This window comes from Prescottella equi (genome assembly GCF_020171745.1).
GTDB classification, from domain to species: Bacteria; Actinomycetota; Actinomycetes; order Mycobacteriales; family Mycobacteriaceae; genus Prescottella; species Prescottella equi_A.
On record NZ_JAIVAH010000013.1, the window covers coordinates 34077 to 59808 of the forward strand.

General features: G+C 69.0%; 28 protein-coding genes. 18 read left to right on the forward strand and 10 right to left on the reverse strand.

What is annotated here, in order from left to right; all coding sequences use genetic code 11:
- Positions 1-107: 107 nt before the first annotated feature.
- Genes LCL87_RS10400 through LCL87_RS10430 form a run of 7 tightly spaced genes read left to right on the forward strand, consistent with a single transcriptional unit; the run spans position 108 to position 9378 of the window.
- Positions 108-899: a TIGR03084 family metal-binding protein gene (locus LCL87_RS10400; protein ID WP_225019328.1), complete on the forward strand. Its 792-nt coding sequence runs from the start codon at positions 108-110 to the stop codon at positions 897-899.
- Positions 896-2644 carry an acyclic terpene utilization AtuA family protein gene (locus tag LCL87_RS10405; RefSeq protein WP_225019329.1) on the forward strand — a complete coding sequence of 583 codons (1749 nt, stop codon included), beginning with the start codon at positions 896-898 and terminating at the stop codon, positions 2642-2644. The genes LCL87_RS10400 and LCL87_RS10405 overlap by 4 nt, the downstream gene beginning before the upstream one ends.
- On the forward strand, positions 2641-3789 hold the full coding sequence (locus tag LCL87_RS10410) for an acyl-CoA dehydrogenase family protein (RefSeq protein ID WP_225019330.1): 1149 nt from the start codon (positions 2641-2643) through the stop codon (positions 3787-3789). The genes LCL87_RS10405 and LCL87_RS10410 overlap by 4 nt, the downstream gene beginning before the upstream one ends.
- Entirely contained in the window at positions 3786-5384 is a 1599-nt protein-coding gene (locus tag LCL87_RS10415) for a carboxyl transferase domain-containing protein (RefSeq protein WP_225019331.1), read from the forward strand. The genes LCL87_RS10410 and LCL87_RS10415 overlap by 4 nt, the downstream gene beginning before the upstream one ends.
- Before the next feature lie 10 nt (positions 5385-5394).
- Entirely contained in the window at positions 5395-7416 is a 2022-nt protein-coding gene (locus LCL87_RS10420; RefSeq protein WP_225019332.1) for an ATP-binding protein, read from the forward strand.
- Positions 7413-8576, forward strand: coding sequence for an acyl-CoA dehydrogenase family protein (locus LCL87_RS10425; RefSeq protein ID WP_225019333.1), 1164 nt, complete (start codon positions 7413-7415; stop codon positions 8574-8576). The genes LCL87_RS10420 and LCL87_RS10425 overlap by 4 nt, the downstream gene beginning before the upstream one ends.
- A gap of 13 nt (positions 8577-8589) precedes the next feature.
- Positions 8590-9378 carry an enoyl-CoA hydratase family protein gene (locus LCL87_RS10430; RefSeq protein ID WP_225019334.1) on the forward strand — a complete coding sequence of 263 codons (789 nt, stop codon included), beginning with the start codon at positions 8590-8592 and terminating at the stop codon, positions 9376-9378.
- 64 nt (positions 9379-9442) lie between these two features.
- On the opposite strand, the gene LCL87_RS25845 is transcribed toward LCL87_RS10430, so the two are convergent.
- Positions 9443-9574: a hypothetical protein gene (locus LCL87_RS25845; RefSeq protein WP_510850736.1), complete on the reverse strand. Its 132-nt coding sequence runs from the start codon at positions 9572-9574 to the stop codon at positions 9443-9445.
- 209 nt (positions 9575-9783) lie between these two features.
- Here LCL87_RS25845 and LCL87_RS10435 point away from each other — a divergent pair, with 209 nt between their 5' ends.
- The 8 genes from LCL87_RS10435 (at position 9784) to LCL87_RS10470 (ending at position 17819) form a co-directional block, all read left to right on the forward strand.
- Entirely contained in the window at positions 9784-10398 is a 615-nt protein-coding gene (locus LCL87_RS10435) for a TetR/AcrR family transcriptional regulator (protein WP_225019335.1), read from the forward strand.
- 41 nt (positions 10399-10439) lie between these two features.
- On the forward strand, positions 10440-10970 hold the full coding sequence (locus tag LCL87_RS10440) for a DUF3558 domain-containing protein (RefSeq protein WP_225019337.1): 531 nt from the start codon (positions 10440-10442) through the stop codon (positions 10968-10970).
- A 1-nt stretch (position 10971) separates the two neighbouring features.
- The gene (locus tag LCL87_RS10445; RefSeq protein ID WP_225019339.1) at positions 10972-11526 is read left to right on the forward strand and encodes a DUF3558 domain-containing protein; all 555 of its coding nucleotides are present in this window, start codon (positions 10972-10974) and stop codon (positions 11524-11526) included.
- A gap of 297 nt (positions 11527-11823) precedes the next feature.
- A complete protein-coding gene (rpsL, locus tag LCL87_RS10450) occupies positions 11824-12198 on the forward strand; it encodes a 30S ribosomal protein S12 (protein WP_114718788.1) in 375 nt (124 codons plus the stop codon).
- Complete coding sequence (gene rpsG / locus LCL87_RS10455) at positions 12198-12668, forward strand: 30S ribosomal protein S7 (RefSeq protein ID WP_050065722.1); 471 nt, start codon at positions 12198-12200, stop codon at positions 12666-12668. The genes rpsL and rpsG overlap by 1 nt, the downstream gene beginning before the upstream one ends.
- A 153-nt stretch (positions 12669-12821) precedes the next feature.
- A complete protein-coding gene (gene fusA / locus LCL87_RS10460) occupies positions 12822-14924 on the forward strand; it encodes an elongation factor G (protein ID WP_225019341.1) in 2103 nt (700 codons plus the stop codon).
- Between the two features lie 89 nt (positions 14925-15013).
- Positions 15014-16204, forward strand: coding sequence for an elongation factor Tu (gene tuf, locus LCL87_RS10465; RefSeq protein ID WP_225019343.1), 1191 nt, complete (start codon positions 15014-15016; stop codon positions 16202-16204).
- A 130-nt stretch (positions 16205-16334) separates the two neighbouring features.
- Positions 16335-17819: an FAD-dependent monooxygenase gene (locus LCL87_RS10470; protein WP_225019345.1), complete on the forward strand. Its 1485-nt coding sequence runs from the start codon at positions 16335-16337 to the stop codon at positions 17817-17819.
- Between the two features lie 13 nt (positions 17820-17832).
- On the opposite strand, the gene LCL87_RS10475 is transcribed toward LCL87_RS10470, so the two are convergent.
- Positions 17833-18312: an ester cyclase gene (locus LCL87_RS10475; protein ID WP_225019347.1), complete on the reverse strand. Its 480-nt coding sequence runs from the start codon at positions 18310-18312 to the stop codon at positions 17833-17835.
- A gap of 72 nt (positions 18313-18384) precedes the next feature.
- Complete coding sequence (locus tag LCL87_RS10480; protein WP_225019349.1) at positions 18385-19266, reverse strand: LysR family transcriptional regulator; 882 nt, start codon at positions 19264-19266, stop codon at positions 18385-18387.
- Between the two features lie 102 nt (positions 19267-19368).
- On the opposite strand from LCL87_RS10480, the gene LCL87_RS10485 reads away from it, so the two are divergent.
- A complete protein-coding gene (locus tag LCL87_RS10485) occupies positions 19369-19740 on the forward strand; it encodes a nuclear transport factor 2 family protein (protein ID WP_225019350.1) in 372 nt (123 codons plus the stop codon).
- On the opposite strand, the gene LCL87_RS10490 is transcribed toward LCL87_RS10485, so the two are convergent.
- From LCL87_RS10490 to LCL87_RS10515, 6 genes are read right to left on the reverse strand one after another with little or no spacing between them, the layout of a single operon-like run.
- Positions 19734-20363, reverse strand: a complete 630-nt coding sequence (locus LCL87_RS10490) for a pentapeptide repeat-containing protein (RefSeq protein ID WP_225019352.1) — start codon at positions 20361-20363, stop codon at positions 19734-19736. The two genes, LCL87_RS10485 and LCL87_RS10490, sit on opposite strands and share 7 nt — an antisense overlap.
- A gap of 4 nt (positions 20364-20367) precedes the next feature.
- Positions 20368-20985, reverse strand: a complete 618-nt coding sequence (locus LCL87_RS10495) for a hypothetical protein (protein ID WP_225019354.1) — start codon at positions 20983-20985, stop codon at positions 20368-20370.
- A complete protein-coding gene (locus LCL87_RS25850) occupies positions 20982-21935 on the reverse strand; it encodes a DUF6286 domain-containing Asp23/Gls24 family envelope stress response protein (RefSeq protein WP_225019355.1) in 954 nt (317 codons plus the stop codon). The genes LCL87_RS10495 and LCL87_RS25850 overlap by 4 nt, the downstream gene beginning before the upstream one ends.
- Positions 21928-22107 carry a hypothetical protein gene (locus LCL87_RS10505; protein ID WP_005518282.1) on the reverse strand — a complete coding sequence of 60 codons (180 nt, stop codon included), beginning with the start codon at positions 22105-22107 and terminating at the stop codon, positions 21928-21930. Before LCL87_RS10505 ends, LCL87_RS25850 begins: the two co-directional genes overlap by 8 nt.
- Positions 22104-22424: an Asp23/Gls24 family envelope stress response protein gene (locus tag LCL87_RS10510; RefSeq protein WP_225019357.1), complete on the reverse strand. Its 321-nt coding sequence runs from the start codon at positions 22422-22424 to the stop codon at positions 22104-22106. The genes LCL87_RS10505 and LCL87_RS10510 overlap by 4 nt, the downstream gene beginning before the upstream one ends.
- Positions 22421-22900 carry an Asp23/Gls24 family envelope stress response protein gene (locus LCL87_RS10515; RefSeq protein ID WP_225019359.1) on the reverse strand — a complete coding sequence of 160 codons (480 nt, stop codon included), beginning with the start codon at positions 22898-22900 and terminating at the stop codon, positions 22421-22423. The genes LCL87_RS10510 and LCL87_RS10515 overlap by 4 nt, the downstream gene beginning before the upstream one ends.
- Before the next feature lie 181 nt (positions 22901-23081).
- Between LCL87_RS10515 and LCL87_RS10520 the strand changes: the two genes are divergently transcribed.
- Both LCL87_RS10520 and LCL87_RS10525 read left to right on the forward strand, forming a co-directional pair.
- A complete protein-coding gene (locus LCL87_RS10520; RefSeq protein ID WP_225019973.1) occupies positions 23082-24293 on the forward strand; it encodes an FAD-dependent oxidoreductase in 1212 nt (403 codons plus the stop codon).
- 18 nt (positions 24294-24311) lie between these two features.
- Positions 24312-25079, forward strand: a complete 768-nt coding sequence (locus LCL87_RS10525) for an aspartate/glutamate racemase family protein (RefSeq protein ID WP_225019361.1) — start codon at positions 24312-24314, stop codon at positions 25077-25079.
- A 15-nt stretch (positions 25080-25094) separates the two neighbouring features.
- Here LCL87_RS10525 and LCL87_RS10530 read toward each other — a convergent pair whose 3' ends face one another.
- Entirely contained in the window at positions 25095-25709 is a 615-nt protein-coding gene (locus LCL87_RS10530; protein WP_225019363.1) for a TetR/AcrR family transcriptional regulator, read from the reverse strand.
- Positions 25710-25732 lie beyond the last annotated feature (23 nt).

Sequence of the window (25732 nt, forward strand, 5' to 3'; positions counted from 1 at the left end):
CGGTCCGGAGTGGTACCGGACGAACGTGCATCGAGAATAAACAATCAGTCATGCTTGATTTTTAATCACCTCGGTGTGATGCTGATCTCAGCATCCGAGGAGGGTATGTGGCTGACCTGAACAAGATCGTCGACGACCTGTGTGCGGAAGGTGCGGCACTCGATGTGCTCGTCGCCGACCTGCCCGACGAGGAATGGGCCCTGCCGACCCCGGCCGACGGATGGACCGTCGCGCACCAGATCGGCCACCTCGCGTGGACCGATCGGGCCGCGCTGCTGGCCGCCACCGACGAGGACGCCTTCACCGCGCAACTCGCCGAGGCGTGGAAGAACCCGTACGGCTTCGTCGACGAGGGCGCCGAGGCCGAGGCGCAGCGTCCGCCCAAGGAACTGCTGGCCGACTGGCGGGAGTGTCGTGACCGCCTCGCTCAGGTCCTGCGCGACGTTCCGGTCGGCACCAAGCTGCCGTGGTACGGGCCGCCGATGAGTGCGGCCTCGATGGCCACGGCCCGGCTGATGGAGACGTGGGCGCACGGCCGCGACGTCGCCGCGGCGCTGGGCGCGGAGTCGGAGCCGACGGATCGGCTCGCGCACATCGCGCGATTGGGTGTGCGGACGCGGGACTTCGCGTACAGCGTCAACGAGATGACGCCGCCCGCCGACGAGTTCCGGGTGGAACTCACCGCGCCGGACGGCGGAGTCTGGGCGTGGGGCCCGGAGCATGCGGCCCAGCGGGTGACCGGCCCGGCCGAGGACTTCTGCCTGCTCGTCACCCAGCGGGTGCACCGCCGCGACACGGCGCTGCGGGCGACGGGCGACGACGCGGAGCGGTGGCTCGACATCGCGCAGGCGTTCGCCGGGCCGTCCGGCGCGGGCCGTGACGCGAAGGCCGCCCAGTGAACGCCCCGGTGCGCATCGGCAACTGCTCCGGCTTCTACGGCGACCGCATCTCGGCGATGCGCGAGATGCTCGAGGGCGGCGAGCTGGACTACCTGACCGGCGACTACCTCGCCGAACTCACGATGCTGATCCTCGGTCGGGACCGGATGAAGGACCCCGCGCGCGGTTACGCCAAGACGTTCCTGCGGCAGGCCGAGGACTGCCTGGGTCTCGCGCTCGACCGGGGCGTGCGGATCGTCGCCAACGCCGGCGGGCTCAATCCGGCCGGGCTCGCGGGCGCGCTGCGCGAGGTCGCCGACCGGCTGGGACTGAACGCGCGGATCGCGCACGTCGAGGGCGACGACCTCATCGCGCGAGTCGCCGAACTGGGGCTCGACCGGCAGGCCGGCCCGGAGACGCCGCTCACCGCGAACGCGTACCTCGGCGCGTGGGGCATCGTCGAGTGTCTGAATGCGGGCGCCGACGTCGTCGTCACCGGTCGCGTCACCGACGCCTCGGTGATCGTCGGACCTGCGGCCGCGCACTTCGGCTGGGCCCGTGACGATTTCGACCGCCTCGCCGGTGCAGTCGTCGCCGGGCATGTGATCGAGTGCGGCACCCAGGCCACCGGCGGCAACTACTCCTGGTTCACCGAGATCGGCGACCTCACCCGACCCGGCTTCCCGATCGCCGAGATCCAGGACGACGGAACATCGGTCGTCACCAAGCATGCCGGGACCGGCGGAGCGGTGACCGTCGACACCGTCACCGCGCAGTTGCTGTACGAGATCACCGGCGGCCGCTACGCGAACCCCGACGTCACCGCCCGCATGGATTCGGTGGTGCTCACCGGCGACGGCCCGGATCGCGTCCGCATCTCCGGCGTCACCGGTGAGGCCCCGCCGCCGCAGTACAAGGTGTCGCTCAACGCCCTCGCCGGCTTCCGCAACGAGGCGACGTTCGTGCTCACCGGTCTCGACATCGAGGCCAAGGCCGAACTGGTTCGGCGGCAGATGGATTCGTGGCTGCAGACCAAGCCGCAGGAACTCGACTGGACGCTGGCCCGGACCGACCACCCGGACGCCGACACCGAGGAGGCCGCGAGCGCGTTGCTGCGCTGCACGGTCCGGGACACCGATCCGAACGTCGTGGGTCGGGCGTTCTCGTCGGTGGCCGTCGAACTGGCCCTCGCGAGCTATCCAGGTTTCACGCTCACCGCGCCGCCGTCGCACGGTCAGCCCTACGCGGTGTTCACGCCCGGCTACGTCGACGCCGGTCAGGTGCCGCACGTCGCGGTCCTGCCCGACGGCAGTCGCGTCGACATCGCCCCGAGTGCCGTCACCCGTGCGCTCGCGGACGTGCCGGAACCGTCACTGCCGCAGCCGCTCACCGTCGACGACGCGATCACGGTGCCGCTCGGCACGGTCGCGGCGGCCCGCAGCGGCGACAAGGGCGGCAACGCCAATGTCGGGGTGTGGGTGCGCACCGACGAGCAGTGGCGGTGGCTGGTCCACGCGCTGACCGTCGAGGAGCTTCGACGAATGCTCCCGGAGGCCGAGGGCCTGAACGTGACTCGGCACGTGCTGCCACACCTGCGGGCCGTCAACTTCGTGATCGAGGGCATCCTCGGCCGCGGCGTCGCGTCGCAGGCCCGCTTCGATCCGCAGGCCAAGGGGCTCGGCGAGTGGTTGCGCTCGCGGCACATCGAGATCCCGGTGGCCCTCGTTCCCCGCTACGCAGACGAGCTTTCGGAAGGACACGCATGAGTGTGTGGGACACACCCGAACGGCAACAACTCCGCAAGACGGTCCGGGGCTTCGTGGAACAGGAGATCCTGCCGCACCTGAACGACTGGGAGCGCGACGGCGAGATCCCGCGAGAGTTGCACCGCAAGGCGGCCGCGCTGGGGCTGCTCGGTGCCGGCTTCCCGGAGACGGTCGGCGGCGACGGCGGCGACCTGATCGACGCGGTCGTGATCTGCGAGGAGATGCACCAGGCCGGCGCGTCCGGCGGACTGTTCGCGTCACTGTTCACATGCGGGATCGCGTTGCCGCATCTGATCGCGGCCGGTGACCCGCGGCAGATCGACCGCTGGGTGCGGCCCACCCTCGCGGGCGAGAAGATCGGTTCGCTCGCGATTACCGAACCGGGCGGCGGCTCCGACGTCGGGCACCTGCGCACCACCGCGGTGCGCGACGGCGACCACTACGTCGTCAACGGCGCCAAGACGTTCATCACGTCGGCGGTTCGGGCCGACTTCGTCGTCACCGCGGTGCGCACCGGCGGCCCCGGCGCCGGCGGAGTGTCGCTGCTCGTGATCGACAAGGACACACCGGGATTCGAGGTGGCCCGCAAGCTCGACAAGATGGGCTGGCGGGCGTCGGACACCGCGGAGTTGTCGTTCGTCGACGCCCGGGTGCCGGTGGAGAACCTGGTGGGCGAGGAGAACTCCGGGTTCGTGCAGATCGCGCAGGCATTCCTCACCGAGCGCATCGCGCTGGCGGCGCAGGCGTACGCGAGCGCGCAACGCTGCCTGGACCTGACACTGCAGTGGTGCCGGGACCGCGAGACGTTCGGGCGCCCGCTGATCTCGCGGCAGGCGGTGCAGAACACCGTCACCGAGATGACGCGGCGCATCGACGTCGCGCGCGTCTACACCCGCACCCTCGTCGAACGTTCGCTCACGTCGGACGAGGACTTCGTCGCCGAGGTGTGCTTCGCGAAGAACACGGCCGTCGAGGCCGGGGAATGGGTGGCGAATCAAGCCGTGCAGTTGTTCGGCGGCATGGGCTACATGGCGGAGAGCGAAGTGGAGAGGCAGTACCGGGACATGCGCATTCTGGGAATCGGGGGCGGGACCACCGAGATCCTGACCTCGTTGGCGGCCAAGCGATTGGGGTATCAGTCGTGACAATCCTGAAGTCGGCACTCGACACGAAGTCGCCCGAGTACGCGGCGGCGGCCGAGTCGATGACCGCCAAGCTCGCCGAACTCGAGGTCGAGCATGCGAAAGCCCTTGCCGGGGGCGGCGAAAAGTATGTCGAGCGGCACCACAAGCGGGGCAAGCTGCTGGCCCGCGAGCGCATCGAACTGCTGCTCGACCCGGATTCGCCGTTCCTCGAACTGTCCCCGCTCGCCGCGTGGGGCACCGAGTTCCCGGTGGGCGCATCCACGATCGTCGGGATCGGCGTGGTCAGCGGCGTCGAATGCCTCATCGTCGCGAACGACCCCACGGTCCGCGGCGGCACGTCCAACCCGTGGACCCTCAAGAAGGGTTTCCGCGCCAACGACATCGCCGTCCAGAACCGACTCCCCGTCATCTCGCTCGTCGAGTCCGGGGGCGCCGACCTGCCGACGCAGAAGGAGGTGTTCATCCCCGGCGGACGGATGTTCCGCGACCTCACCAAGCTGTCGGCGGCCGGCATCCCCACGATCGCGCTGGTGTTCGGCAACTCCACCGCCGGCGGCGCCTACATCCCCGGCATGTCCGACCACGTCGTGATGATCAAGGAACGTTCCAAGGTGTTCCTGGCCGGTCCGCCGCTCGTGAAGATGGCGACCGGTGAGGAGTCCGACGACGAATCGCTCGGCGGCGCCGAGATGCACGCGCGCACATCGGGTCTGGCCGACTACTTCGCCCTCGACGAGCAGGACGCGATCCGTATCGGCCGCAGCATCGTCCGGCGACTCAACTGGCGCAAGGAGGGCCCGGCGCCGCGCGCCGAGGTGATCGAACCGCTCGAGGATCCCGAGGAACTGATCGGCATCGTGCCGGCGGATCTGAAGATCCCGTTCGACCCGCGCGAGGTGATCGCCCGGATCGTCGACGGCTCCGACTTCGACGAGTTCAAACCGATGTACGGATCCTCGCTCGTCACGGGCTGGGCCGAACTGCACGGCTACCCGATCGGCATCCTCGCCAACGCGCGCGGCGTGCTGTTCAGCGAGGAGTCGCAGAAGGCCACCCAGTTCATCCAGCTCGCGAACCGCTCGAACACGCCACTTCTGTTCCTGCACAACACCACCGGATACATGGTGGGCAGGGAGTACGAGGAGGGCGGCATGATCAAGCACGGATCGATGATGATCAACGCGGTCGCCAACTCGACCGTGCCGCACATCTCGATCCTGCTCGGCGCGTCGTACGGCGCCGGCCACTACGGCATGTGCGGACGCGCGTTCGACCCCCGCTTCCTGTTCGCGTGGCCCAGTTCCAAGTCCGCGGTCATGGGAGGTGCCCAGCTGGCGGGCGTCATCTCGATCGTCGGCCGGGCCGCCGCGGAGGCGCGCGGGCAGGCGTTCGACGCGGAGGCCGACGCCGGCATGCGGGCCATGATCGAGAACCAGATCGAGGCAGAGTCGCTGCCGATGTTCCTGTCCGGGCGCCTGTACGACGACGGCGTCATCGACCCGCGCGACACCCGCACGGTGGTGGGGATGTGCCTGTCGGCCATCACCACCGCCCCGATCGAGGGCACCGAGAACTTCGGCGTCTTCCGGATGTGAGGCAGAACCTGTGAGTACCACTGTCAGCAACTCCGCGATCACATCCGTCCTGGTCGCGAACCGCGGCGAAATCGCCCGCCGCGTCTTCGCGACGTGCCGGCGTTCGGGCATCGGGACCGTCGCGGTGTTCTCCGACCCGGATGCGGCGAGCCCCCACGTCGCCGAGGCCGACGCCGCGGTCCGGTTGCCGGGCGCGACGCCGACCGAGACGTACCTGCGCGCCGACGCCCTGATCGCCGCGGCGCACGCGGCGGGAGCCGACGCCGTCCACCCCGGATACGGGTTCCTCTCCGAGAACGCCGATTTCGCGCAGGCCGTCGAGGCGGCCGGGCTCACCTGGATCGGTCCGCCCGTCAAGTCGATCGAGCTGATGGGCTCGAAGGTCGAATCCAAGCGGATCATGGACGAGGCCGGCGTCCCCGTGCTCGCCGAACTCGACCCGGCCACGGTCACCGAGGCCGACCTGCCGGTACTGGTCAAGGCGTCGGCCGGCGGCGGCGGACGCGGCATGCGCGTCGTGCGCGAACTGTCGGCGCTGCCCCGCGAGATCGAGGCCGCTCGCCGCGAGGCGCAGTCCGCGTTCGGTGACCCGACGGTGTTCTGCGAGCGCTACCTCGAGACCGGACGTCACATCGAGGTGCAGGTGATGGCCGACCGTCACGGCACCGTGTGGGCGATCGGCGAGCGCGAGTGTTCGATCCAGCGTCGCCACCAGAAGGTGGTGGAGGAGGCGCCGTCGCCACTTGTCGAACGCATTCCGTCCATGCGCGCCAGGCTGTTCGATGCGGCCCGGCTGGCGGCCAACGCGATCGGCTACGAGGGCGCGGGCACCGTGGAGTTCCTCGCCGACGAGCGAGGTGAGTTCTATTTCCTCGAGATGAACACCCGGCTCCAGGTGGAGCACCCGGTCACCGAGTGCACCACCGGACTCGACCTCGTCGAGCTGCAGTTGCAGGTGGCGTCCGGCGCGGAACTGCGCGCCGAGCCGCCCGCGATCCGGGGCCATTCGATCGAGGTCCGGCTCTACGCCGAGGACCCCGCGCACGGCTGGCGTCCGCAGAGCGGCACCGTCGAACGGATCGAACTGCCCGGCAGTGCAGTCGAGTTCGAGGTCCTGGACCGGACCGGGGTGCGCCTCGATTCGGGTGTCGAGGACGGGTCGGTGGTGAGCGTCTTCTACGACCCGATGCTCGCCAAGGTTATCTCGTACGCACCCACCCGCGCACAGGCCGCGCAGGTGCTCGCGTCGGCGCTGGCCCGCACCCGCCTGCACGGGCTGCAGACCAACCGGGACCTGCTCGTCAACGTCCTCCGCCACCCGGCCTTCCTCGCGGGCGACACCGACACCGCGTTCTTCGACACCCACGGGCTCGACGTGCTGGCACGACCTCTGGCCGACGAGGAGGCCGAGTCGTTGTCCGCGTTGGCCGCAGCGTTGGCCGACGCCGCCGCGAACCGGACCACCGCTCCCGTCGTCGGCGGATTGCCGAGTGGCTGGCGGAACCTGCCGTCGCAGCCGCAGATCAAGCGGTACAGCGGAGTCCACGGCGACCACGACGTCCGCTACCTGCTGACTCGGTCCGGGTTGCACGCCGAGGGATTCGACGACGTGGCGCTCGTGTCGTCGGCGTCGGATCACGTCGTGCTCGACGTCGCGGGTCTGCAGCGCCGCTTCGACGTCGCCCGGTACGGCGACACCGTGTGTGTCGACTCGCCGCTCGGGCCGGTGTCGCTCACCGCGATTCCGCGCTTCGTCGACCCGTCGAGCGTCGTCGCGGAGGGCTCGCTGCTCGCGCCGATGCCGGGTGCGGTCATCCGACTCGGCGCGGCGGAAGGAGACCGTGTGGAGGCCGGACAGCCGATCTTGTGGCTCGAGGCCATGAAGATGGAGCACACCGTCAAGGCGCCCGCGTCCGGCGTGCTCGCCGAACTACCCGTCGTCGTCGGTCAGCAGGTCGACGTCGGTTCCGTTCTCGCAGTCGTGGAAGCGCCGGCATCGAACGAGGCTGGGGCAGAAGGAGAATCCGCATGAGCAGCTTCATAGAAACCGACGAGCAGAAGGAGCTGCGGGCGGCGGTGTCCAAGCTCGCCCAGCGCTTCAACTACGTCGACTACGTGCTGCCGAAGGCGCGTAAGGGCGAACCGCTCACCGAACTGTGGAACGAGGCCGGCAAGCTCGGCTTCCTGGGCGTGAACCTGCCCGAGGAGTACGGCGGCGGGGGAGCAGGCATCTACGAACTCGCGCTGGTGCAGGAGGAACTCGCCGCACAGGGCGCCGGACTGCTGCTGGTGGTGGTCTCGCCCGCGATCTGCGGGACGATCATCGGCAAGTACGGTACCGACGCGCAGAAGCAGGAGTGGCTCACCGCGCTCGCCGACGGCTCCAAGATCATGGCGTTCGGCATCACCGAGCCCGACGCGGGTTCCAACTCGCACCAGATCACCACCACGGCGCGAAGGGACGGAGACGACTGGATCCTGCGCGGCAACAAGGTCTACATCTCCGGCGTGGACCAGGCCGACGCGGTGCTGATCGTCGCGCGGACCGAGGACCACAAGACCGGCAAGCTCAAGCCCGCGCTGTTCATCGTGCCCACCGACGCCGAGAACTTCGTCGCGACGCCGATGGAGATGGACATCATCGAGCCGGACCACCAGTTCACGCTGTTCCTCGACGACGTCCGCCTGCCCGCCGACGCGCTCGTCGGGTCGGAGGACGCGGCGCTGATGCAGCTGTTCGCCGGACTGAACCCCGAACGCATCCTCGGTGCCGCCATGGCGATCGGGATGGGGCGGTGGGCGCTCGCGGCCGGCGTGAAGTTCGCGAAGGAGCGGACGGTCTGGAAGACGCCGATCGGTGCCCACCAGGGACTCGCCCACCCGCTCGCGCAGTGCAAGATCGAACTCGAACTGGCGAAGCTGATGATGCAGAAGGCCGCGACGCTGTACGACGGCGGCGACGACTTCGGCGCCGCAGAGGCCGCGAACATGGCCAAGTACGCGGCGGCCGAGGCCGCTATCAAGACGCTCGACCAGGCGATCCAGACGCACGGTGGCGGCGGACTCACCAAGGAGTACGGCCTGGCGGCGATGCTCGGCGCCGCACGCATCGGTCGCGTGGCGCCGGTGAGCCGCGAGATGATCCTCAACTTCGTCGCCCAGCACTCCCTGGGCCTCCCCAAGTCGTACTAGGGGGCGGTCGAAGATGACGGATCGTCAAGTTCGCTACGAAGTCGCTGGTGGTGTCGCGACGCTCACGCTCGACTCGCCGCACAACCGCAACGCGATCTCGAGCACGCTCGTCGCTCAGCTGCGGCAGGGGCTGGCGGACGCGCAGGCCGATGCCGGGGTGCGCGCAGTCGTTCTCACGCACACCGGGAGCACGTTCTGTGCGGGCGCGGACCTGTCGGAAGCGGGCGCGGTGGGCCCCGACGTGAGTCCGGCCGAGCTCGCCGCGGAGCGGACCCGGCAGATGACGGAGCTGCTGAGAGCAATCATCCAGCTACCGAAGCCCGTGATCGGCCGCGTGGACGGTCACGTCCGAGCCGGCGGCATGGGCCTCGTGGGTGCGTGCGACATCGTCGTCGCCGGACCGGACAGTACGTTCGCACTCACGGAGGCGCGACTGGGACTGGCCGCGTCGATCATCTCGTTGACCGTGGTTCCGCGGCTCACGTCGCGTGCCGCGAGCCGCTACTTCCTCACCGGTGAGAAGTTCGGTCCGCACGAGGCGGAGGCCGTCGGACTGATCAGTGAGGCGGTGCAGGACACGGAGGACGCGGTGGCCGGGTTGGTCGAGACGCTGCTGAAGTGCTCGCCGCAGGGCCTGTCGGAGTCCAAGAAGCTCACCACCGCGAGGATGCTCGCGGACTTCGACGCCTTCGGGGAATCCCTTGCTGCGCAGTCTGCCCGGCTCTTCGGCAGCCCGGAGGCCATCGAGGGCATGACGGCTTTCCTGCAGAAGCGGCAACCGTCGTGGGCGGCCGGGGGCTGAGATGCGAACGGGGCCCGTTCCGTGATCGGAACGGGCCCCGTTGCGCTCGGTGCTGGGATCAGCCTCAGGCCGGGAGGAAGCCCGAGACGGTCTCGAGCGAGCCCGCGAAGAAGGTCAGGGCGGTGAACAGGTCGCCGGCAGCGTCGGCGAAGTCGGTGACGAAACCGAAGAAGTCGATGATCTCGGTGGATCCCATGGTGCACTCCTGTGGGTTGATGCGATGCGGAAGGAAGGTAACCCTTCCCTTGGGAGAATTAGTAACGTGCCCGAGACCCTTCCGCAATGCGAATGTGACGAAGGTTACCCTAATTTGCGCAGTGTTTACTTGAACTCCCGCGGGTGTCCACTCACAAGGTGGGCCTCGCACCCGAGCGACACCGCAAGACACCGGAGAGGACCCCGCCGATGCGCGCACCACAACAGGATCGAAGCCGCCTGACACGGCACCGGCTTCTGGAGGCCACCGTCGACTCCCTGGCCGAGTTCGGCTGGTCGGCCACCACGGTCGCGGTCGTCGCGCAACGCGCCGGGGTGTCGAGGGGCGCGGCACAGCATCATTTCCCGACGCGGGAGGACCTCATCACCGCCGCGCTCGAGTTCATGTTCGACAGCCGGATGGAGCAGGCGCGACGTGAGGTCACCGAGTTGCCGGCGGGGGAGGGGCGCACCGAGGCCGTGGTGACGCGCCTCGTCGACTACTACACCGGCACTCTGTTCAAGGCCGCGCTCCAGGTGTGGACCGCGGCGGCGGCCGACCCGGAACTGCGGGCCCGCGTGCTGCCGCTCGAGGAACGCTTCGGGCGCATCGCGCATCGCACAGCCGTCGAGAGTCTCGGCGTGGACGACTCGGACCCCGCGGTGCGGCGACTCGTGCAGGCGACGCTCGACCTCGCTCGTGGACTCGGCCTCGCCGACGTGCTCACCGACGACTCCCGGCGCCGCGCCGACATCGTGAGCAGTTGGGCCGCGCAACTCGATGCCGCGCTCGCCCCGCTGGGGGCAGCGAATCCGGTGGTGTGACGCCCGATCCGGGCGGGGTGCGGGCGGTACAGTTCCGCGTCATGGCGGCGAGAAGGCTGGGGTGTCCGGTTGCGGTTCTCGTGGCGGTCGCGCTGCTCGGTGCCGGCTGCGGCCGGGGCGGTCCCGCCGACGCGTCCGGTGCGGAGTCCGGCACGGTAGTGGCCGGCCCCTTCTTCGGTGAGTGCGGTTCGGTCACGGACGAGGAAGTGGCCGCGGCTGTCGGGGTCCCGAGTTTCGCCGGCGTGGTCCGGAACTCCGTGGGGTGCGAGTGGCAGACGTCGCCGGACCAGGACAGGAACGCGCCACACTTCTCGTTCTCCTGGTATCGGGGCAGCCCGATCGGTCGCGAGCGAGCGGGCAGCGAAATGATCGGACGCCCCGCCGCGGACATCGATATCGGCGGGCATCCGGGGTTCGAGTCGTCGCTGTCGAGCCGGCTGTGCGAACTGGGAGTCCAGTTCGGGGACGACTTCGTGCATTGGTCGATCTCCTACGGGAAGTCCGACCCCACCGCTGATCCGTGTGCCGCGGCCCGGCATCTCGCCGAGTTGACCGTGACGAGGGGGCAGTGAGATGGGGCTAGCCGAGATACCGAGATTCGGGCGCGTCGCGCGGACGGGGGTCGTCGCGTCGGCGGCCGTCCTTCTGCTCGGTGGATGCGGTGAGGCCGTGACGGGCACACCGGTGCCGCAGGGCTTCGGCGCCGGCGACTCGTCGGACTACGCGTCCCTGCTCACCGAGTGCGACGTCGTCGCTCCCGACCGGATCGCGGAGATCGTCGGCGGGGAAACAATCGAGCGCGGATTCCTGGGCGCGATCTGCCGCTGGACGGTCAGCGGCGCCACCGGCCCGGTCCGGGTGACGTTCAGTTGGTTCGAGACCGGAACCCTCGCAGTCGAGGCGGAGACGTCCGAACGGCTCGGGTACGAGGTGGAGGACATCACCGTCGGCGGCCGGCGCGCCGTGCTCTCACGGCCGCCCGCGGATCCTGCCAGTTGCGGTGTCACGGCGGGATTCCCGGCGGGTGGTGTCGTCGGATGGTGGGTCCAGTACCGGGCCGGTGGCGGAGCCGATCCGTGCGCGGCCGCATCGGCGCTGGTCGAGTCCACACTGAACCTCGCGGCATAGCATGTCCGACCCGCTTTGACCTCCAACAGCGCCGCCGGGTATCGTTGGGGGTCGTGTCCGACGTGATCGGGCCGATCTGTGTGCCTATGCGGGGCATTGCCGTGCACGCAATTCTGCGGTTTCTGCAGTTGCGAGCATCCGGCTGCCTGTGTGGGGGTACGCGACACGCCCGACCTCGTGTGCACGAGGATGGGTGCGGGGCAGTTGCTTTCTTGCCCCAACCGATGGATCCCTAATTTCAGAACAGCCAGGGTTGCTCGACAGAGCAGACTGGAACCGAAGAAAGAAAGCCGGTACATGCCAACCATCAACCAGCTGGTCCGCAAGGGCCGCCGCGACAAGACCGCCAAGGTCAAGACCGCGGCCCTGAAGGGCAGCCCGCAGCGTCGTGGCGTGTGCACTCGCGTGTACACCACCACCCCGAAGAAGCCGAACTCCGCGCTGCGGAAGGTCGCCCGTGTGCGCCTGACCAGCTCCGTCGAGGTCACCGCTTACATCCCGGGTGAGGGCCACAACCTGCAGGAGCACTCGATGGTGCTCGTCCGCGGCGGTCGTGTGAAGGACCTCCCGGGTGTGCGCTACAAGATCATCCGTGGCTCGCTCGACACCCAGGGCGTCAAGAACCGCAAGCAGGCGCGTAGCCGCTACGGCGCGAAGAAGGAGAAGGGCTGATGCCTCGTAAGGGTCCCGCTCCCAAGCGGCCGCTCGTCGCGGATCCGGTCTACGGTTCGCCGCTGGTCACCCAGCTCGTCAACAAGATCCTGCTGGACGGTAAGAAGTCCACCGCCGAGCGCATCGTCTACGGTGCCCTCGAGCAGGCTCGCGAGAAGACCGGCACCGATCCGGTCGTCACCCTCAAGCGCGCGCTCGACAACGTCAAGCCCGCCCTCGAGGTTCGCAGCCGTCGCGTCGGTGGCGCCACCTACCAGGTTCCGGTCGAGGTTCGCCCGGGCCGTTCCACCACGCTGGCCCTGCGCTGGCTGGTGACCTTCTCGCGTGCACGTCGTGAGAAGACCATGGTCGAGCGTCTCGCCAACGAGCTCATGGATGCCAGCAATGGCCTCGGTGCAGCCGTGAAGCGTCGCGAGGACACCCACAAGATGGCTGAAGCCAACAAGGCGTTCGCGCACTACCGCTGGTGACACCACGCCAGGCCGAGGGAGCCTCACCGGCACCGAATCCCTCGGCCTGGCGTTGTCACTACTGTGTCGGTTCCGTCACCCGGGCCGGCTGACAACACAAAAAGACGAGGTCCAGACCCGGACCGACACGAGCAACGAGCGGGGAAGAATCCTGTGGCACAGGAAGTGCTGACCGACCTGAACAAGGTCCGCAACATCGGCATCATGGCGCACATCGATGCCGGCAAGACCACCACGACCGAGCGCATCCTCTTCTACACCGGTGTGAACTACAAGATCGGTGAGACCCACGACGGTGCGTCGACCACCGACTGGATGGAGCAGGAGAAGGAGCGTGGTATCACCATCACCTCCGCTGCTGTCACCTGTTTCTGGAACAACAACCAGATCAACATCATCGACACCCCCGGCCACGTCGACTTCACGGTCGAGGTCGAGCGTTCGCTGCGCGTCCTCGATGGCGCTGTCGCAGTGTTCGACGGCAAGGAGGGCGTCGAGCCCCAGTCCGAGCAGGTCTGGCGCCAGGCTGCCAAGTACGACGTTCCGCGCATCTGCTTCGTCAACAAGATGGACAAGATGGGCGCGGACTTCTACTTCACCGTGCAGACCATCATCGACCGTCTCGGCGCGAAGCCGCTGGTTCTCCAGCTGCCGATCGGTGCCGAGGACGACTTCGACGGTGTCGTCGACCTCGTCGAGATGAAGGCCATCACGTGGCGCGGCGTCGTGCCGACCGGTGCTGAGCCCACCATCGAGGAGATCCCCGCGGATCTGGCCGACAAGGCTGCCGAGTACCGCGAGAAGCTGCTCGAGACCGTTGCCGAGTCCGACGAAGCTCTCATGGAGAAGTACTTCGGCGGCGAGGAGCTCACGGTCGAGGAGATCAAGGGCGCCATCCGCAAGATGACGGTCAACTCCGAGCTGTACCCGGTGCTGTGTGGCTCCGCGTTCAAGAACAAGGGCGTTCAGCCCATGCTCGACGCGGTCATCGACTACCTCCCGAACCCGCTGGACATCGGTGAGGTCGAGGGCCACAAGCTGAACGACGAGGAGACCGTCCTCACGCGTAAGCCGAGCAAGGAAGAGCCGTTCTCGGCTCTGGCCTTCAAGATCGCTGCGCACCCGTTCTTCGGCAAGCTCACCTTCGTGCGCGTCTACTCGGGTCGTATCGAGCCGGGTGCCCAGGTCCTCAACGCGACCAAGGGCAAGAAGGAGCGCATCGGCAAGCTCTTCCAGATGCACGCCAACAAGGAGAACCCGGTCGACGAGGCCGTCGCGGGCCACATCTACGCGATGATCGGCCTGAAGGACACCACGACCGGTGACACCCTGTGCGACCAGGCGAACCCGATCGTCCTCGAGTCGATGACGTTCCCGGACCCGGTCATCCAGGTCTCGATCGAGCCCAAGACCAAGTCCGACCAGGAGAAGCTGGGCACCGCGATCCAGAAGCTCGCGGAAGAGGACCCGACCTTCTCGGTCGAGCTGGACGAGGAGACCGGCCAGACCGTCATCGGCGGCATGGGCGAGCTCCACCTCGACATCCTCGTCGACCGTATGCGTCGCGAGTTCAAGGTCGAGGCCAACGTCGGCAAGCCGCAGGTCGCGTACCGTGAGACGATCACCCGTCCGGTCGAGAAGCACGAGTTCACCCACAAGAAGCAGACGGGTGGTTCGGGCCAGTTCGCAAAGGTCATCATCGCCCTCGAGCCCTTCATCGGCGAAGACGGTGCGAGCTACGAGTTCGAGAACAAGGTCTCCGGTGGCCGCGTTCCGCGCGAGTACATCCCCTCGGTCGACGCCGGTGCGCAGGACGCGATGCAGTACGGTGTTCTCGCCGGCTACCCGCTCGTGAACCTGAAGCTGACCCTGCTCGACGGCGCGTACCACGACGTCGACTCCTCGGAAATGGCCTTCAAGGTCGCCGGTTCGCAGGCGCTGAAGGAAGCCGCCCGCAAGGCCGGCCCGGTCATTCTCGAGCCCCTCATGGCTGTCGAGGTCACCACGCCCGAGGATTACATGGGTGAAGTGATCGGCGACCTCAACTCCCGCCGTGGCCAGATCCAGGCCATGGAGGAACGCAGTGGTGCCCGTGTCGTGAAGGCGCTGGTTCCGCTCTCGGAGATGTTCGGTTACATCGGTGACCTGCGGTCGAAGACCCAGGGTCGCGCGAACTTCTCCATGGTGTTCGATTCCTACGCAGAGGTTCCCTCGAACGTCTCGAAGGAAATCATCGCCAAGGCGACCGGCGAGTAACCTCGGTTTCGTCGGCCGAAGCACGACCAACGTAATAACCAACCGCACTGCTGCATACCGCAAGCACAATCAGTCCAGGAGGACATCCAGTGGCGAAGGCGAAGTTCGAGCGGACCAAGCCGCACGTGAACATCGGCACCATCGGTCACGTCGACCACGGCAAGACCACGACGACCGCGGCCATCACCAAGGTGCTCGCTGACAAGTACCCGGACCTCAACGAGAGCTTCGCGTTCGACCAGATCGACAAGGCTCCCGAGGAGAAGGCTCGCGGCATCACGATCAACATCTCGCATGTTGAGTACCAGACGGAGAAGCGTCACTACGCTCACGTCGATGCCCCGGGTCACGCCGACTACATCAAGAACATGATCACCGGCGCAGCCCAGATGGACGGCGCGATCCTGGTCGTGGCCGCCACCGACGGCCCGATGCCGCAGACGCGCGAGCACGTGCTGCTCGCTCGCCAGGTCGGCGTGCCCTACATCCTCGTCGCACTGAACAAGGCCGACATGGTCGACGACGAGGAAATCCTCGAGCTCGTCGAGATGGAGGTCCGCGAGCTGCTGGCCGGCCAGGAGTTCGACGAGGATGCTCCGGTCATCCCGATCTCGGCTCTGAAGGCTCTCGAGGGCGACGCCAAGTGGGTCAAGTCCATCGAGGATCTGATGGACGCGGTCGACGAGTCGATCCCGGACCCGGTCCGTGAGACCGAGAAGCCCTTCCTGATGCCCGTCGAGGACGTCTTCACGATCACCGGTCGTGGCACCGTCGTCACCGGTCGTATCGAGCGTGGCGTTGTCAACGTGAACGAAGAGGTCGAGATCGTCGGCATCCGCCCGACCTCGACCAAGACCACGGTCACCGGCATCGAGATGTTCCGCAAGCTGCTCGACCAGGGCCAGGCCGGCGACAACGTCGGTCTGCTGGTTCGTGGCATCAAGCGCGAAGATGTCGAGCGCGGCCAGGTTGTCGTCAAGCCGGGCACCACGACTCCCCACACGGAGTTCGAGGGCCAGGCGTACATCCTGTCGAAGGACGAGGGCGGCCGCCACACCCCGTTCTTCAACAACTACCGTCCGCAGTTCTACTTCCGTACGACTGACGTGACGGGCGTTGTGACCCTGCCCGAGGGCACCGAGATGGTCATGCCCGGTGACAACACCGAGATGTCCGTCGTGCTGATCCAGCCGGTCGCCATGGACGAGGGCCTGCGCTTCGCGATCCGTGAGGGTGGCCGCACCGTCGGCGCCGGTCGCGTCACGAAGATCATCAAGTGAGCTAGTTCTCACTGACGCCTGGGGCGTCCACTCCTTCGGGAGTGGGCGCCCTTCGGCGTTTGCAGGGGCAGACGATTTTCGGCGGCGTAGCATTCGGTCCGACCCAGTCGGTGTCGGACGAGGAATGGCGATGGCCTCTCGAAAATCGTTGAACACGCACGAGACCGACGTACTGGTGGTCGGGGGAGGACCCACCGGTATGACCGTTGCGGGGGACCTCGCTCGCGCCGGCCGCCGGGTCGTCGTTCTGGAGCGGTGGCCGTCGATCAATCCGTCGAGCCGGGCCTTTGTCACGATGCCCCGGACCCTCGAGGTGCTGGACAGTCGTGGCCTGGCCGACGAAGTGCTCGCGGGCGCCGGCACCGCTTCGCGCATCAACCTGTTCGCCGGCGCGGCGCTCGATCTGAGCCACCTTCCCTCGCGGTACCGGTTCGTGGCGATCACCCCGCAGACCAATGTCGACCGAGTCCTCGCGCGGTACGCCGAAGCCCAGGGGGCGACGGTGCGGCGCGGCACGGAGGTCACCGCTCTGGACCAGGACACCGACGGTGTGACGGTCACGACGCGGCCCAAGGGCGGCGTCGACAGCGACCTGTGGCGCGCCCGGTACGTCGTCGGGGCGGACGGCGCGCACAGCACGGTGCGCGGCCTCCTCGGGGTCGATTTCCCGGGTGAGACGGTGCTGTCGTCCGTGGCCCTCACAGATGTGAGGCTGAGCCGGCCGCCGGCCGGATCGGGACTCCGACTCGGCGTCACCGAGGACTGCTTCGGCTTCCTCGCCCCTTACGGCAGCGCGAGGCCCAACTGGTTCCGGTCGATGACGTGGAATCGGGCACGTCAGTTGCCCGACACCGAACCCGTGGACGAGACCGAGGTGATCGCCGACCTCGCTCGGGCCATGGGACGCGATGTCGGGGTCGAGGAGTTCGCGTGGTCGTCCCGCTTCCACTGTGACGAGCGGCAGGTCGCCGACTACCGGCACGGGCGGGTGTTCCTGGCAGGCGACGCCGCACACGTGCACTCCCCGATGGGAGGTCAGGGCATGAACACCGGCATCCAGGACGCCGCCAACCTGGCCTGGAAGCTGGACGCTGTATTGGGCGGCGCCGACCCTGGCATCCTGCGGACCTACCACCGCGAGCGGCATCCGATAGGGAAGCGGGTACTGCTGCAGAGTGGGCTCATGCTGCGCGCCGCCACCCTGCGGCCCGCTCCGGCGCGGGCGCTGCGCGCCGTCGTCGCCCCGCTGGTCCTGAAATTCCCGCCGAGCCGGAACGTGGTCGCGGGCAGCTTCTCCGGCGTGACGCTCCGGTATCCCTGCCGTAGAGGCCGACACCGACTGGTCGGCACGCGCGCCACCGAGATACCTCTGCACGAGGGGCGCCTGACCACGGTCCAGCGGGAACGCCCGGGCTTCGTCCTGATCCGGGAGAACGACGCTCCCGCCGTGCACACCGGTGCGGCCGACCACCTCGTGCAGGCCCGACGCACGGACCGGGGCCCCGCGCTGCTCGTCCGGCCGGACGGATACATCGCGTGGGCCGGTCCGAGCGTCCAGGACCGCGGTCCGTCCGGCTGGGCCACCGCTCACCGTGCCTGGACCGGACGTCCGTGACGTCGCAGCCTTGCTAGCGGCCGATCGCGCCGAGTTGCCCGAGGAGGGACAGTTCGTCCGCGAGCGCCCACACTTCGGTGATCAGGCCGTCGCGAACCCTCATGATCAGGACCTCGTCGAACTCGATCCGGCGGCCCGTCGCGGGAATCCCGAGGAAGTCGCCCGTGTGGGTGGCCACGAAGGTGGCGTGGGTGACCACGACGTCCCCTTGGACGATCCGATCGCGCACGACGAGCCTGAAGTCGGGGAAGGCGGACTCGAGGATTGCGCCGACGTTGTCGAATCCGGCTTCGGATCCCTCCAGCACGACGTCCGGGTCGTCGGATCCGGACGTCAGCAGGTGCCGGACCGCGCCCTGAACACCCATCCGGTGGATCGCCATCCGGGGATGGAATACGAGAGGTGCCAGATCGTGGCGCCGATTGTTGACGACCTCCTCGAACTGGAAGTCGACCACGTCCTGGGGGTCCGTGGAAGCCGGGGTGTCGGCCATGGATCTGCTCCTCACCGAGCGTGCGAGTCACACACCCTCACGATAAAGCGAGCAGGCTTCAGCGCTCGGGGCTTACGGGTGGACCTCGAATGCACTGCGGGTGTGCGTCAGGAGTTCGCGCAGCGCAGGCGAGGCCTCCTGCTTCCACACGAGCGCCAGCACTGCGTCGACGGTGACGTCGGTGATCACCCGCGATTCCAGGTCCGGGTACGACGCGGCCATGGACTCGCTCAGGATCGCGACGCCCAGTCCTCGGGCCGCGAGGTCTGCAACGGCATCCGGGGCACTGGCCTGCAGCGCGACGTCGGGCCGGCACGCCTGTTCCGCGCACCCCCGGTCGAGGACGGCGCGGATACCGGTGCCGGGCGGCAGTGCGATCAGAGGATGCGCGCACACCTCGGCAAGCGTCACCGACGACTGTCGGGTCAGGCGATGACCCGCGGGCGCCGCCGCGACCAGTCGTTCACGCACGAGCGTGGAGGAGGCGAGATCGGCGGGCACGTCACCCGCGACCCCGACGAGCGCGAGGTCGATGGTGCCGCTACGGACGCCGTCGACGAGCCGATCGGAGTTGTCCTCCCTCAGGTTCACGTCGATGCCCGGATGCGCCCGGTGAAACGCGGACAGGGCGTCGAAGAGCGGTGTCACGGTGCAGGCCGTGACCATGCCGACTTCGAGTCGGCCCCGGATCAGGTGATTGACGTCGTCGACCGCGTCGCGGACGGCACGGACGGCGAGCAGCGCGGCACGGGCGTGTGCGAGTGCGGCCTCACCGGCCACCGTGAGCGTTGCGATGCGCGTCGAGCGGTCGAACAGGGGAGCGCCCAGGTCGTTCTCGAGCTGGCGGATCTGCGCGCTGATGCCCGACTGGCTGACGTGTACGCGCGCGGCGGCCCGGGTGAAGTTGGCTTCCTCGGCGACCGCCACGAAGTATTCGAGCTGGCGCAGTTCCATAACTCTGGATTCTAGTTTCGAGAAGAACTATCTGTTGGAGTTCTGATCGGATGTGGTCGAGGCTCGTGGTGACGGTTCAGACACACCCGCGAGGACGGAACGATGACGAAAGCACACGTCGAGAAGGCGATGACCCCCGAGGACCTCACCCGCTTGTTCGTCGAGCGATCGAACGCCGGAGACGCGGACGGTGTCGCCGCACTCTACGAGGAGGACGCGGTCATGGCCTACCCGCCGGGCTCGTTCACGGTGGGCCGCTCGGCGATCAGGGACCTGTGGGCTCAGGTGCTCGAGCACGCGCCACGCTTCGTGCCGGAGTCGCCCCTGCCGACCCTCGTCAGTGGCGATCTCGCGCTGACGTCGACGCCGCCGCGCGACGGGGCCGGCGCTCGCGCGCAAGTCGTCCGACGTCAGCCCGACGGCAGTTGGTTGCGGGTACTCGATCAACCGGAGTTCGTGCGGCCGAGTCAGTAGCCGGCGACGCGCAGCCCCTGCGCGGCCGCGTAGCTCACGGCCTGGTTCATCTCGATCCGGGCGCCGGTGAGCTTCGCCGACGTCCACAGCGCGGGGTCCACGCGGGCACCCTCGAGGTCGGCGTCGTCGAGGCGGAGCTCGCCGGTGCGGGCCCCGGTGAGGTCGGCGCCGCGGAGGATCGCCTTGCGCAGGTCGGCCTTGACGAGGTTCGCTTCCCGCAGCCGACAACCCGACAGGTCGACGCCCCGCAGGTCGATCTCGCCGAGCGAGGCGAGCGTGAAGTCGACTTCCTCGAGGGTGAGCGGACGGATCCGGGAGTCGCGGATCACCGATCCGAGGAAGCTCGAGTGGCGGAACGTGCTGTCCCACATCCGGGTGTACTCGAAGTGGCAGTTCCGGAACGCGGATCCGCTGTGCTGCGAACCGGTGAGGTCGGCGCCGGTGAAGTCGCAGTCGGTGAAGGTCACCGATTCGGTGACCAGCCCCGACAGGTCGGTGTCCCGGAAGAGACAGCCCACGTAGGAGCGGTGCTGCCAGGTCTCGCCGGAAAACTCCGCGTCGGAGAAGTCTTCCCCCTCGAAGTAGGCATCGTCGGTCGAGAGTTCGGAATCCGTGTCGCGCATGGTGTCAGTCTCCTCCAGCCTCGACGTCGGGCTGCGTTCGAGGGGCGGGTGCCGGCGGTTGGTCGGTTCGGTCCAGATGAAGCAGTACACGCACCGCGACGTCCGCGATCGTCGAGCCACCGAGGGCCGCCGTCGTGGTCGCGGCCACCCGTTCCGCGGCGTCGGCCAGGCCCGAGATGTCGGTGCGCGGATCGGCCTCGACGGTGATCTGGATCGTGGCCAGGCCCCGATCCGACAGCGCTCGGCCGCGGGCGCGCCGAACTCCGGGCTGTCGGCCCAGTTCCGCCGCGACGCCGGTTGCGATCGGACCCAGGTCGATCGACACGGGGGTGTCGGTGGCGGACTCGAGCATCCCGGTGGGCGCGGCCCTGCGGCGGCTCAGATCGACGACCAGGACGACGAGCCCGAGCACGAGGCAGACGCCGATCGTCGCGCCGAGCGCCCAGTGCCACCACGGCTCGTCGGGGACGGCGCCGATGCGATCGCGGTCGAGACGGCCGACGGCGTCGCGCACCGTCGGGACGCCGCGATCCCACGCGAGGGCCGTCGCTCCGACGCCGGCGAGGACGAGACCGATCACGAGGACGAGGAGGCGGTTGAGCGCCGCCGGTCCGCGCTTCACGTCCGCCGCCGGTCACGCGCGCGGATTTTCACCCGAAGTTTCAGCGGGCGGTCGAGGACCTCGAGGCTCGCGCGGACGGCGTCGGCGACGGCCTGCTCGAGCGCCGGCACGGCCGGCCCGGTGACGGCGTCGTCCGGTCGGACGTGGACGGTGGACCGCCGCCGATCGACCGTCGTGTGCGCGACGGCCACCCCGGGCACGGTGCTCGCCCGCGCACTGCACATGCGGGCGACGTCGACCGGGCGCATCCACGTGGTCGGGGCGCCGGTGGCCGTCCGGAGCGCGACGTGGGTGCGGGTCCGCGGAGCGAGCGCCAGCAGGACGCACAGGATCCCGACGGCGAGCGAAGCGATGGCGGCCGGGACGAGCCACTGCTCCCAGTGCAGGCGGCCGATCCACTCGAACGTGTTCCGCAGCCAGGGGGCGCCACCGAAAGCGCCGCGGGCGATCAGCAGTTCGCGGGCGGCGACGGCGGCCAGTCCGAGCAGTCCGATCGCGATCACGACGGCGGCGGGGACGGCCGCCGGCGCGGCGGTCGGCGGACGCGGCGGCGTCACGGTGTCGGCGGGCGCGGGCGTCGGGCACGCGACGACGTCGGACTCGTCGGAGGGCAGGGCTTCGGTGCCCGCGACGAGAACTTCGAGGCGGTGCAGCGGTCGGCCGGTGAGGTCCTCGATCTGCTTGCCGACCTCGCGGTGGACCCGGCGGGTCAGTTCCGCGACGTCGCACGGCCAGCGGACGCCGAGATGTAGGTTCAGTGCCACGGACGCGTCTGCGGTCGAGACGTCGGCGCGCGGCAGATCGCGTCCGGTGAAGCGGGTCAGCCCGCCGCCCTGCGCGACGACGCCGGGCACCTGGAGTGCCGCGGTGGTCGCGATCTTCTCGTAGGCCCGATCCTTGATGACGAGCCGTCCGCGCGTGCCGGGATCGTCGGCGCCGGATTCAGCCACGACCGCGGGACCGGAGCAGGGCACCGAGGTCGAGGTGTCCGTCGCGGTGCGCTCCGATCGCCATGCCGACGGCGCCGAGCAGTACCGCGAAGACGAATCCGCTGAAACCGCCGAGGATTCCGGCGAGGGCGAGGAGTAGGCCTGCGATCAGTCCCATGCCCGTGCTGCTCATGTCCGTGGTCCTGTCTCGTCGTGGGGGAGTTCGTCCGTCAGGTCCTCGATGGTCACGTCCACGGGGACTCCGACTATCGCGCGGACGGCGTCGCGGACGCGGTCGGCGGTAGCGATCAGGTCGGCCGGGTAGCGCAGGGTCACGTGGACGGCGCAGGCGTCGTCCCCGATGCTGATCCCGGTGACCCGCCGTCCGGGGAGATACGTCGCGACCGAGCCGAACTCGCCGCCGTGCAGGCCCGACACCCCGGGCACCGCGAGCGCGGCCGCGGCGGCGAGTTCCGCAACCTCGGGTGCCCGGACGCCGGTATCGGTCACTGGACCCTCGGCTTGGCGTCCGCCTCGGCGCCGGGATCGTTCTCGTCGAACAGGACCACGTCGAAGACGGTGATGTTGACCTCGGTGACCTCGAGCCCGGTCATGTTCTCCACGGCCGCGATGACGTTGCGGCGGATCCCGGCCGCGAGTTCGTGCAGCGCGACGCCGTACTCGGCGACGATGCCGATGTCGATCGCCGCCTGCTTCTCGCCGACCTCGACGGCGACGCCCTGTCCGTGGTTGACGCGCGCACCGGGGATGCGGTCGCGCAGCGCGCCGACGACGCGGGCGGTGCCGCCGCCGACGTCGTAGACGCCGTCGATCTCGCGGGTCGCGATTCCGGCGATCTTCGCGACGACGGCGTCCGCGATGATCGTCCGGCCCTGCGAGCTGATCAGGTCGGATGACGGGCCCGCCCCGAACTGCACCGGAGCGCTGCCCGTGCTCGACGTGGGGGATCCCGGATCAGTGGTCATCGTCGCTCCTCTTCCGGCGCCCTCCCGATGCGGCGCCGGTCGAAATCAACTGTAGTGACTGGGGTGGCGTGACGCCGGAGATGCCGGCGCCGGGCGACGGGGTGTCGCGCATCCCGGCGATTTGGTAGAACATGTTCTAGTTGTGTTCGAGTGGTCGGAGTGGTCCGAGCAGTCCGAGGGGATGGCAGGGATGAGCAGCACCGAGAAGATCGTCGGTCCGGTCGTGATCGTCGGGGCCGGGCTGGCCGCCGTCCGCGCGGCGGAGGAACTGCGCCAGTCCGGGTACGACGGCGAACTGGTCCTCGTCGGCGACGAGACGCACCTGCCGTACGACCGGCCGCCGCTGTCCAAGGATGTAGTCCGCGGTGAGAACGACGACACCACCCTGCGGCCGCGGGAGTTCTTCGACGAGCACGGGATCGAACTGCGCCTCGGGTCCGCCGCGACCGGGCTTGATCGGGCCGGGCGACGGCTCGTCCTGGCCGACGGCAGCGAGATCGCGTACGGCGAGCTGGTCGTCGCGACCGGCCTGACACCGCGCCGGATTCCAGGTCTGCCCGCTCTCGCGGGCGTGCACGTGCTGCGCTCGATCGACGAAAGCCGTGCGCTGCGAGCCGATCTCGCCGAGGGCAAGCGCGCGTTGGTGGTCGGTGCCGGGTTCATCGGCTGCGAGCTGGCGGCGAGCATGCGCAAGCTGGGCATGGAGGTGGTCCTGGTCGAACCGCAGCCCGCGCCGCTCGCGTCGGTGCTCGGCGAGCAGGTCGGCGCCCTCGTGGGACGGATGCACGTCGAGGCCGGCGTCGACGTCCGGGCCGGAGTCGGCCTGGCATCGCTCACCGGTGAGGGGCGGGTCAGCGGCGCCGTCCTGTCCGACGGCACCGAACTCGAGATCGACGTCGTCGCGATCGGTATCGGCTCGACACCGGTCACCGGGTGGCTCGAGGATTCCGGGATCGAACTGGACAACGGGGTGGTGTGCGACGCGGTGGGCCGTACCGCCGATCCGCATGTGTGGGCGATCGGGGACGTCGCGGCGTGGACTTTGGGGACGGGCGAGCGCAAGCGCGTCGAGCACTGGAGCAATGCCGGTGACCAGGCGAAGATCCTCGCCGGTGCCCTCACCGGCACGGGTGATCCGGACGCGCCCACACAGGTCCCGTACTTCTGGAGCGACCAGTACGACCTCAAGATCCAGGCGCTCGGCACGGTGTCGGCCACCGACGACGTCCACGTGATCAAGGACGACGGCCGCAAGTTCGTCGTGTACTACTCACGGGGCGGCGCGCTCACCGCCGTCGTCGGTGCGGGATCGGCCGGCGCGGTCATGAAGATGCGGGCCAAGATCGCGGCCGGGGCGCCGATCGGGGAACTGCTCGAGTCCGCCCCTGCCTGAGCGGGCTAGATTTGTCGGGTGATCGTTGCGCTCATCGACTCGGGTCTGGGACTGCTGCCGACGTCTGCGTGGCTGCGTCGGTTGCGGCCGGATCTCGATCTGATGCTGTCGCTCGATCCCGAGGGTGCGCCGTGGGGTCCGCGTGACGAGCGCTGGGTGATCGACCGGGTGGTCGGCACCGCGCGCCGGGCCGTCGACCGTGGCGCCGAGGTCGTGGTGTTGCCGTGCAACACCGCGAGCGTCACGGCGCTCGAGCACGTGCGGGCGGACCTCGGGGACGCGGTTCCCGTGATCGGCACGGTGCCCGCGATCAAGCCCGCCGCGGCGGTGTGCGACTCGGTGGCGATCTGGGCCACGGCGGCAACCACGGCGAGCGACTACCAGGCCAACCTGGTGCAGCAGTTCGCGAACGGCAGCTCGGTGGTGGGCGTCGCGTGCCACGGTCTGGCGGACGCGATCGATCTCGGCGACGTCGAGGCGGCTCGGGCGGCGATCGCCGCGGCCGCCGCCCGCACCCCGGGTGACGTCACCGGTGTCGTGCTGGGCTGCACGCACTATCCGCTCGTCGCCGACGAGATCGCGGCGCACCTGCCGGAGGGTGTGGTGCTGTTCGACAGCGCCGAGGCGGTGGCGGCGCAGACCCTGCGCCGGATCGACGCGCTCGGGCGGGACACGACCGGTCAGGGCACCGTCGAGGTCCTACTGAGTGGGACTCGCGGCGAGCTGCCGATCAGCGCCGCGAGTTTCGACGCCGGGCGCCTTCTGCTCGCCGCCCCGTCGCGCTGACCAGAGCCGACGGCGTCAGCCCAGCTGCGCCATGCCGGCGGCCACGACCTGGGCGACGGGGTCGAGTTCGTCGTGGCGGCGGGGGATGTCGTCGAGGTCGCGCATCCGGTCGTTGCTGGCGGCGGAGAACATCGCCGCGACCCATGCGTTCGCGCACGCGCGCAGTGTTCCGGGACGGACCGGTGCCGACGCGCTGGCCTCGAGGATCCGCATCGTCGCGTCGTACAGATACGACCGGAAGCGGCGCAGGGAGTCGCGGACGTCGGGGTGGGACTCGGCCTCGCGCCAGATGATCACCCGCACCACCGAGGAGTGGTGATCGCGCAGGTTGAGCGCGTTGTCGAGGTTCACCAGGCTCGTCGCAGGGTCACCGGGCGCGACGAGCGGAGCGAGGTCGTCGAGTGGTTCGGCGGGCAGGCGTTCGGCGAGCAGCGCGGTGAGGATGTCGGCCTTGGTGGGGAAGTAGTAGAAGATCAGGCCCTTCGGCACCCCCGCGGCCCCCGCGACGGCAGCGGTGGACGTCGCGTCGAAGCCGTGGGCGGCGAACAGCGACTCCGCCGCGTCGAGGATCTTCTCGCGCGCGTCGCCGTCGGTTTTCGCGCTCCGCCGTCGACGTGGGCGCGGTGGCATGGGGGTGCCTCCCGGTCGGAGTG

Excerpts from the sequence above, each read along its gene's own strand:
- LCL87_RS10410 (WP_225019330.1), top strand. The coding sequence starts at position 2,641 with ATGAGTGTGTGGGACACACCCGAACGGCAACAACTCCGCAAGACGGTC.
- LCL87_RS10425 (WP_225019333.1), top strand. The coding sequence starts at position 7,413 with ATGAGCAGCTTCATAGAAACCGACGAGCAGAAGGAGCTGCGGGCGGCG.
- LCL87_RS10430 (WP_225019334.1), top strand. The coding sequence starts at position 8,590 with ATGACGGATCGTCAAGTTCGCTACGAAGTCGCTGGTGGTGTCGCGACG.
- LCL87_RS25845 (WP_510850736.1), bottom strand. The coding sequence starts at position 9,574 with ATGGGATCCACCGAGATCATCGACTTCTTCGGTTTCGTCACCGACTTC.
- LCL87_RS10435 (WP_225019335.1), top strand. The coding sequence starts at position 9,784 with ATGCGCGCACCACAACAGGATCGAAGCCGCCTGACACGGCACCGGCTT.
- LCL87_RS10440 (WP_225019337.1), top strand. The coding sequence starts at position 10,440 with ATGGCGGCGAGAAGGCTGGGGTGTCCGGTTGCGGTTCTCGTGGCGGTC.
- LCL87_RS10445 (WP_225019339.1), top strand. The coding sequence starts at position 10,972 with ATGGGGCTAGCCGAGATACCGAGATTCGGGCGCGTCGCGCGGACGGGG.
- rpsL (WP_114718788.1), top strand. The coding sequence starts at position 11,824 with ATGCCAACCATCAACCAGCTGGTCCGCAAGGGCCGCCGCGACAAGACC.
- rpsG (WP_050065722.1), top strand. The coding sequence starts at position 12,198 with ATGCCTCGTAAGGGTCCCGCTCCCAAGCGGCCGCTCGTCGCGGATCCG.
- LCL87_RS10470 (WP_225019345.1), top strand. The coding sequence starts at position 16,335 with ATGGCCTCTCGAAAATCGTTGAACACGCACGAGACCGACGTACTGGTG.
- LCL87_RS10475 (WP_225019347.1), bottom strand. The coding sequence starts at position 18,312 with ATGGCCGACACCCCGGCTTCCACGGACCCCCAGGACGTGGTCGACTTC.
- LCL87_RS10480 (WP_225019349.1), bottom strand. The coding sequence starts at position 19,266 with ATGGAACTGCGCCAGCTCGAATACTTCGTGGCGGTCGCCGAGGAAGCC.
- LCL87_RS10485 (WP_225019350.1), top strand. The coding sequence starts at position 19,369 with ATGACGAAAGCACACGTCGAGAAGGCGATGACCCCCGAGGACCTCACC.
- LCL87_RS10490 (WP_225019352.1), bottom strand. The coding sequence starts at position 20,363 with ATGCGCGACACGGATTCCGAACTCTCGACCGACGATGCCTACTTCGAG.
- LCL87_RS10505 (WP_005518282.1), bottom strand. The coding sequence starts at position 22,107 with ATGAGCAGCACGGGCATGGGACTGATCGCAGGCCTACTCCTCGCCCTC.
- LCL87_RS10515 (WP_225019359.1), bottom strand. The coding sequence starts at position 22,900 with ATGACCACTGATCCGGGATCCCCCACGTCGAGCACGGGCAGCGCTCCG.
- LCL87_RS10520 (WP_225019973.1), top strand. The coding sequence starts at position 23,082 with ATGGCAGGGATGAGCAGCACCGAGAAGATCGTCGGTCCGGTCGTGATC.
- LCL87_RS10530 (WP_225019363.1), bottom strand. The coding sequence starts at position 25,709 with ATGCCACCGCGCCCACGTCGACGGCGGAGCGCGAAAACCGACGGCGAC.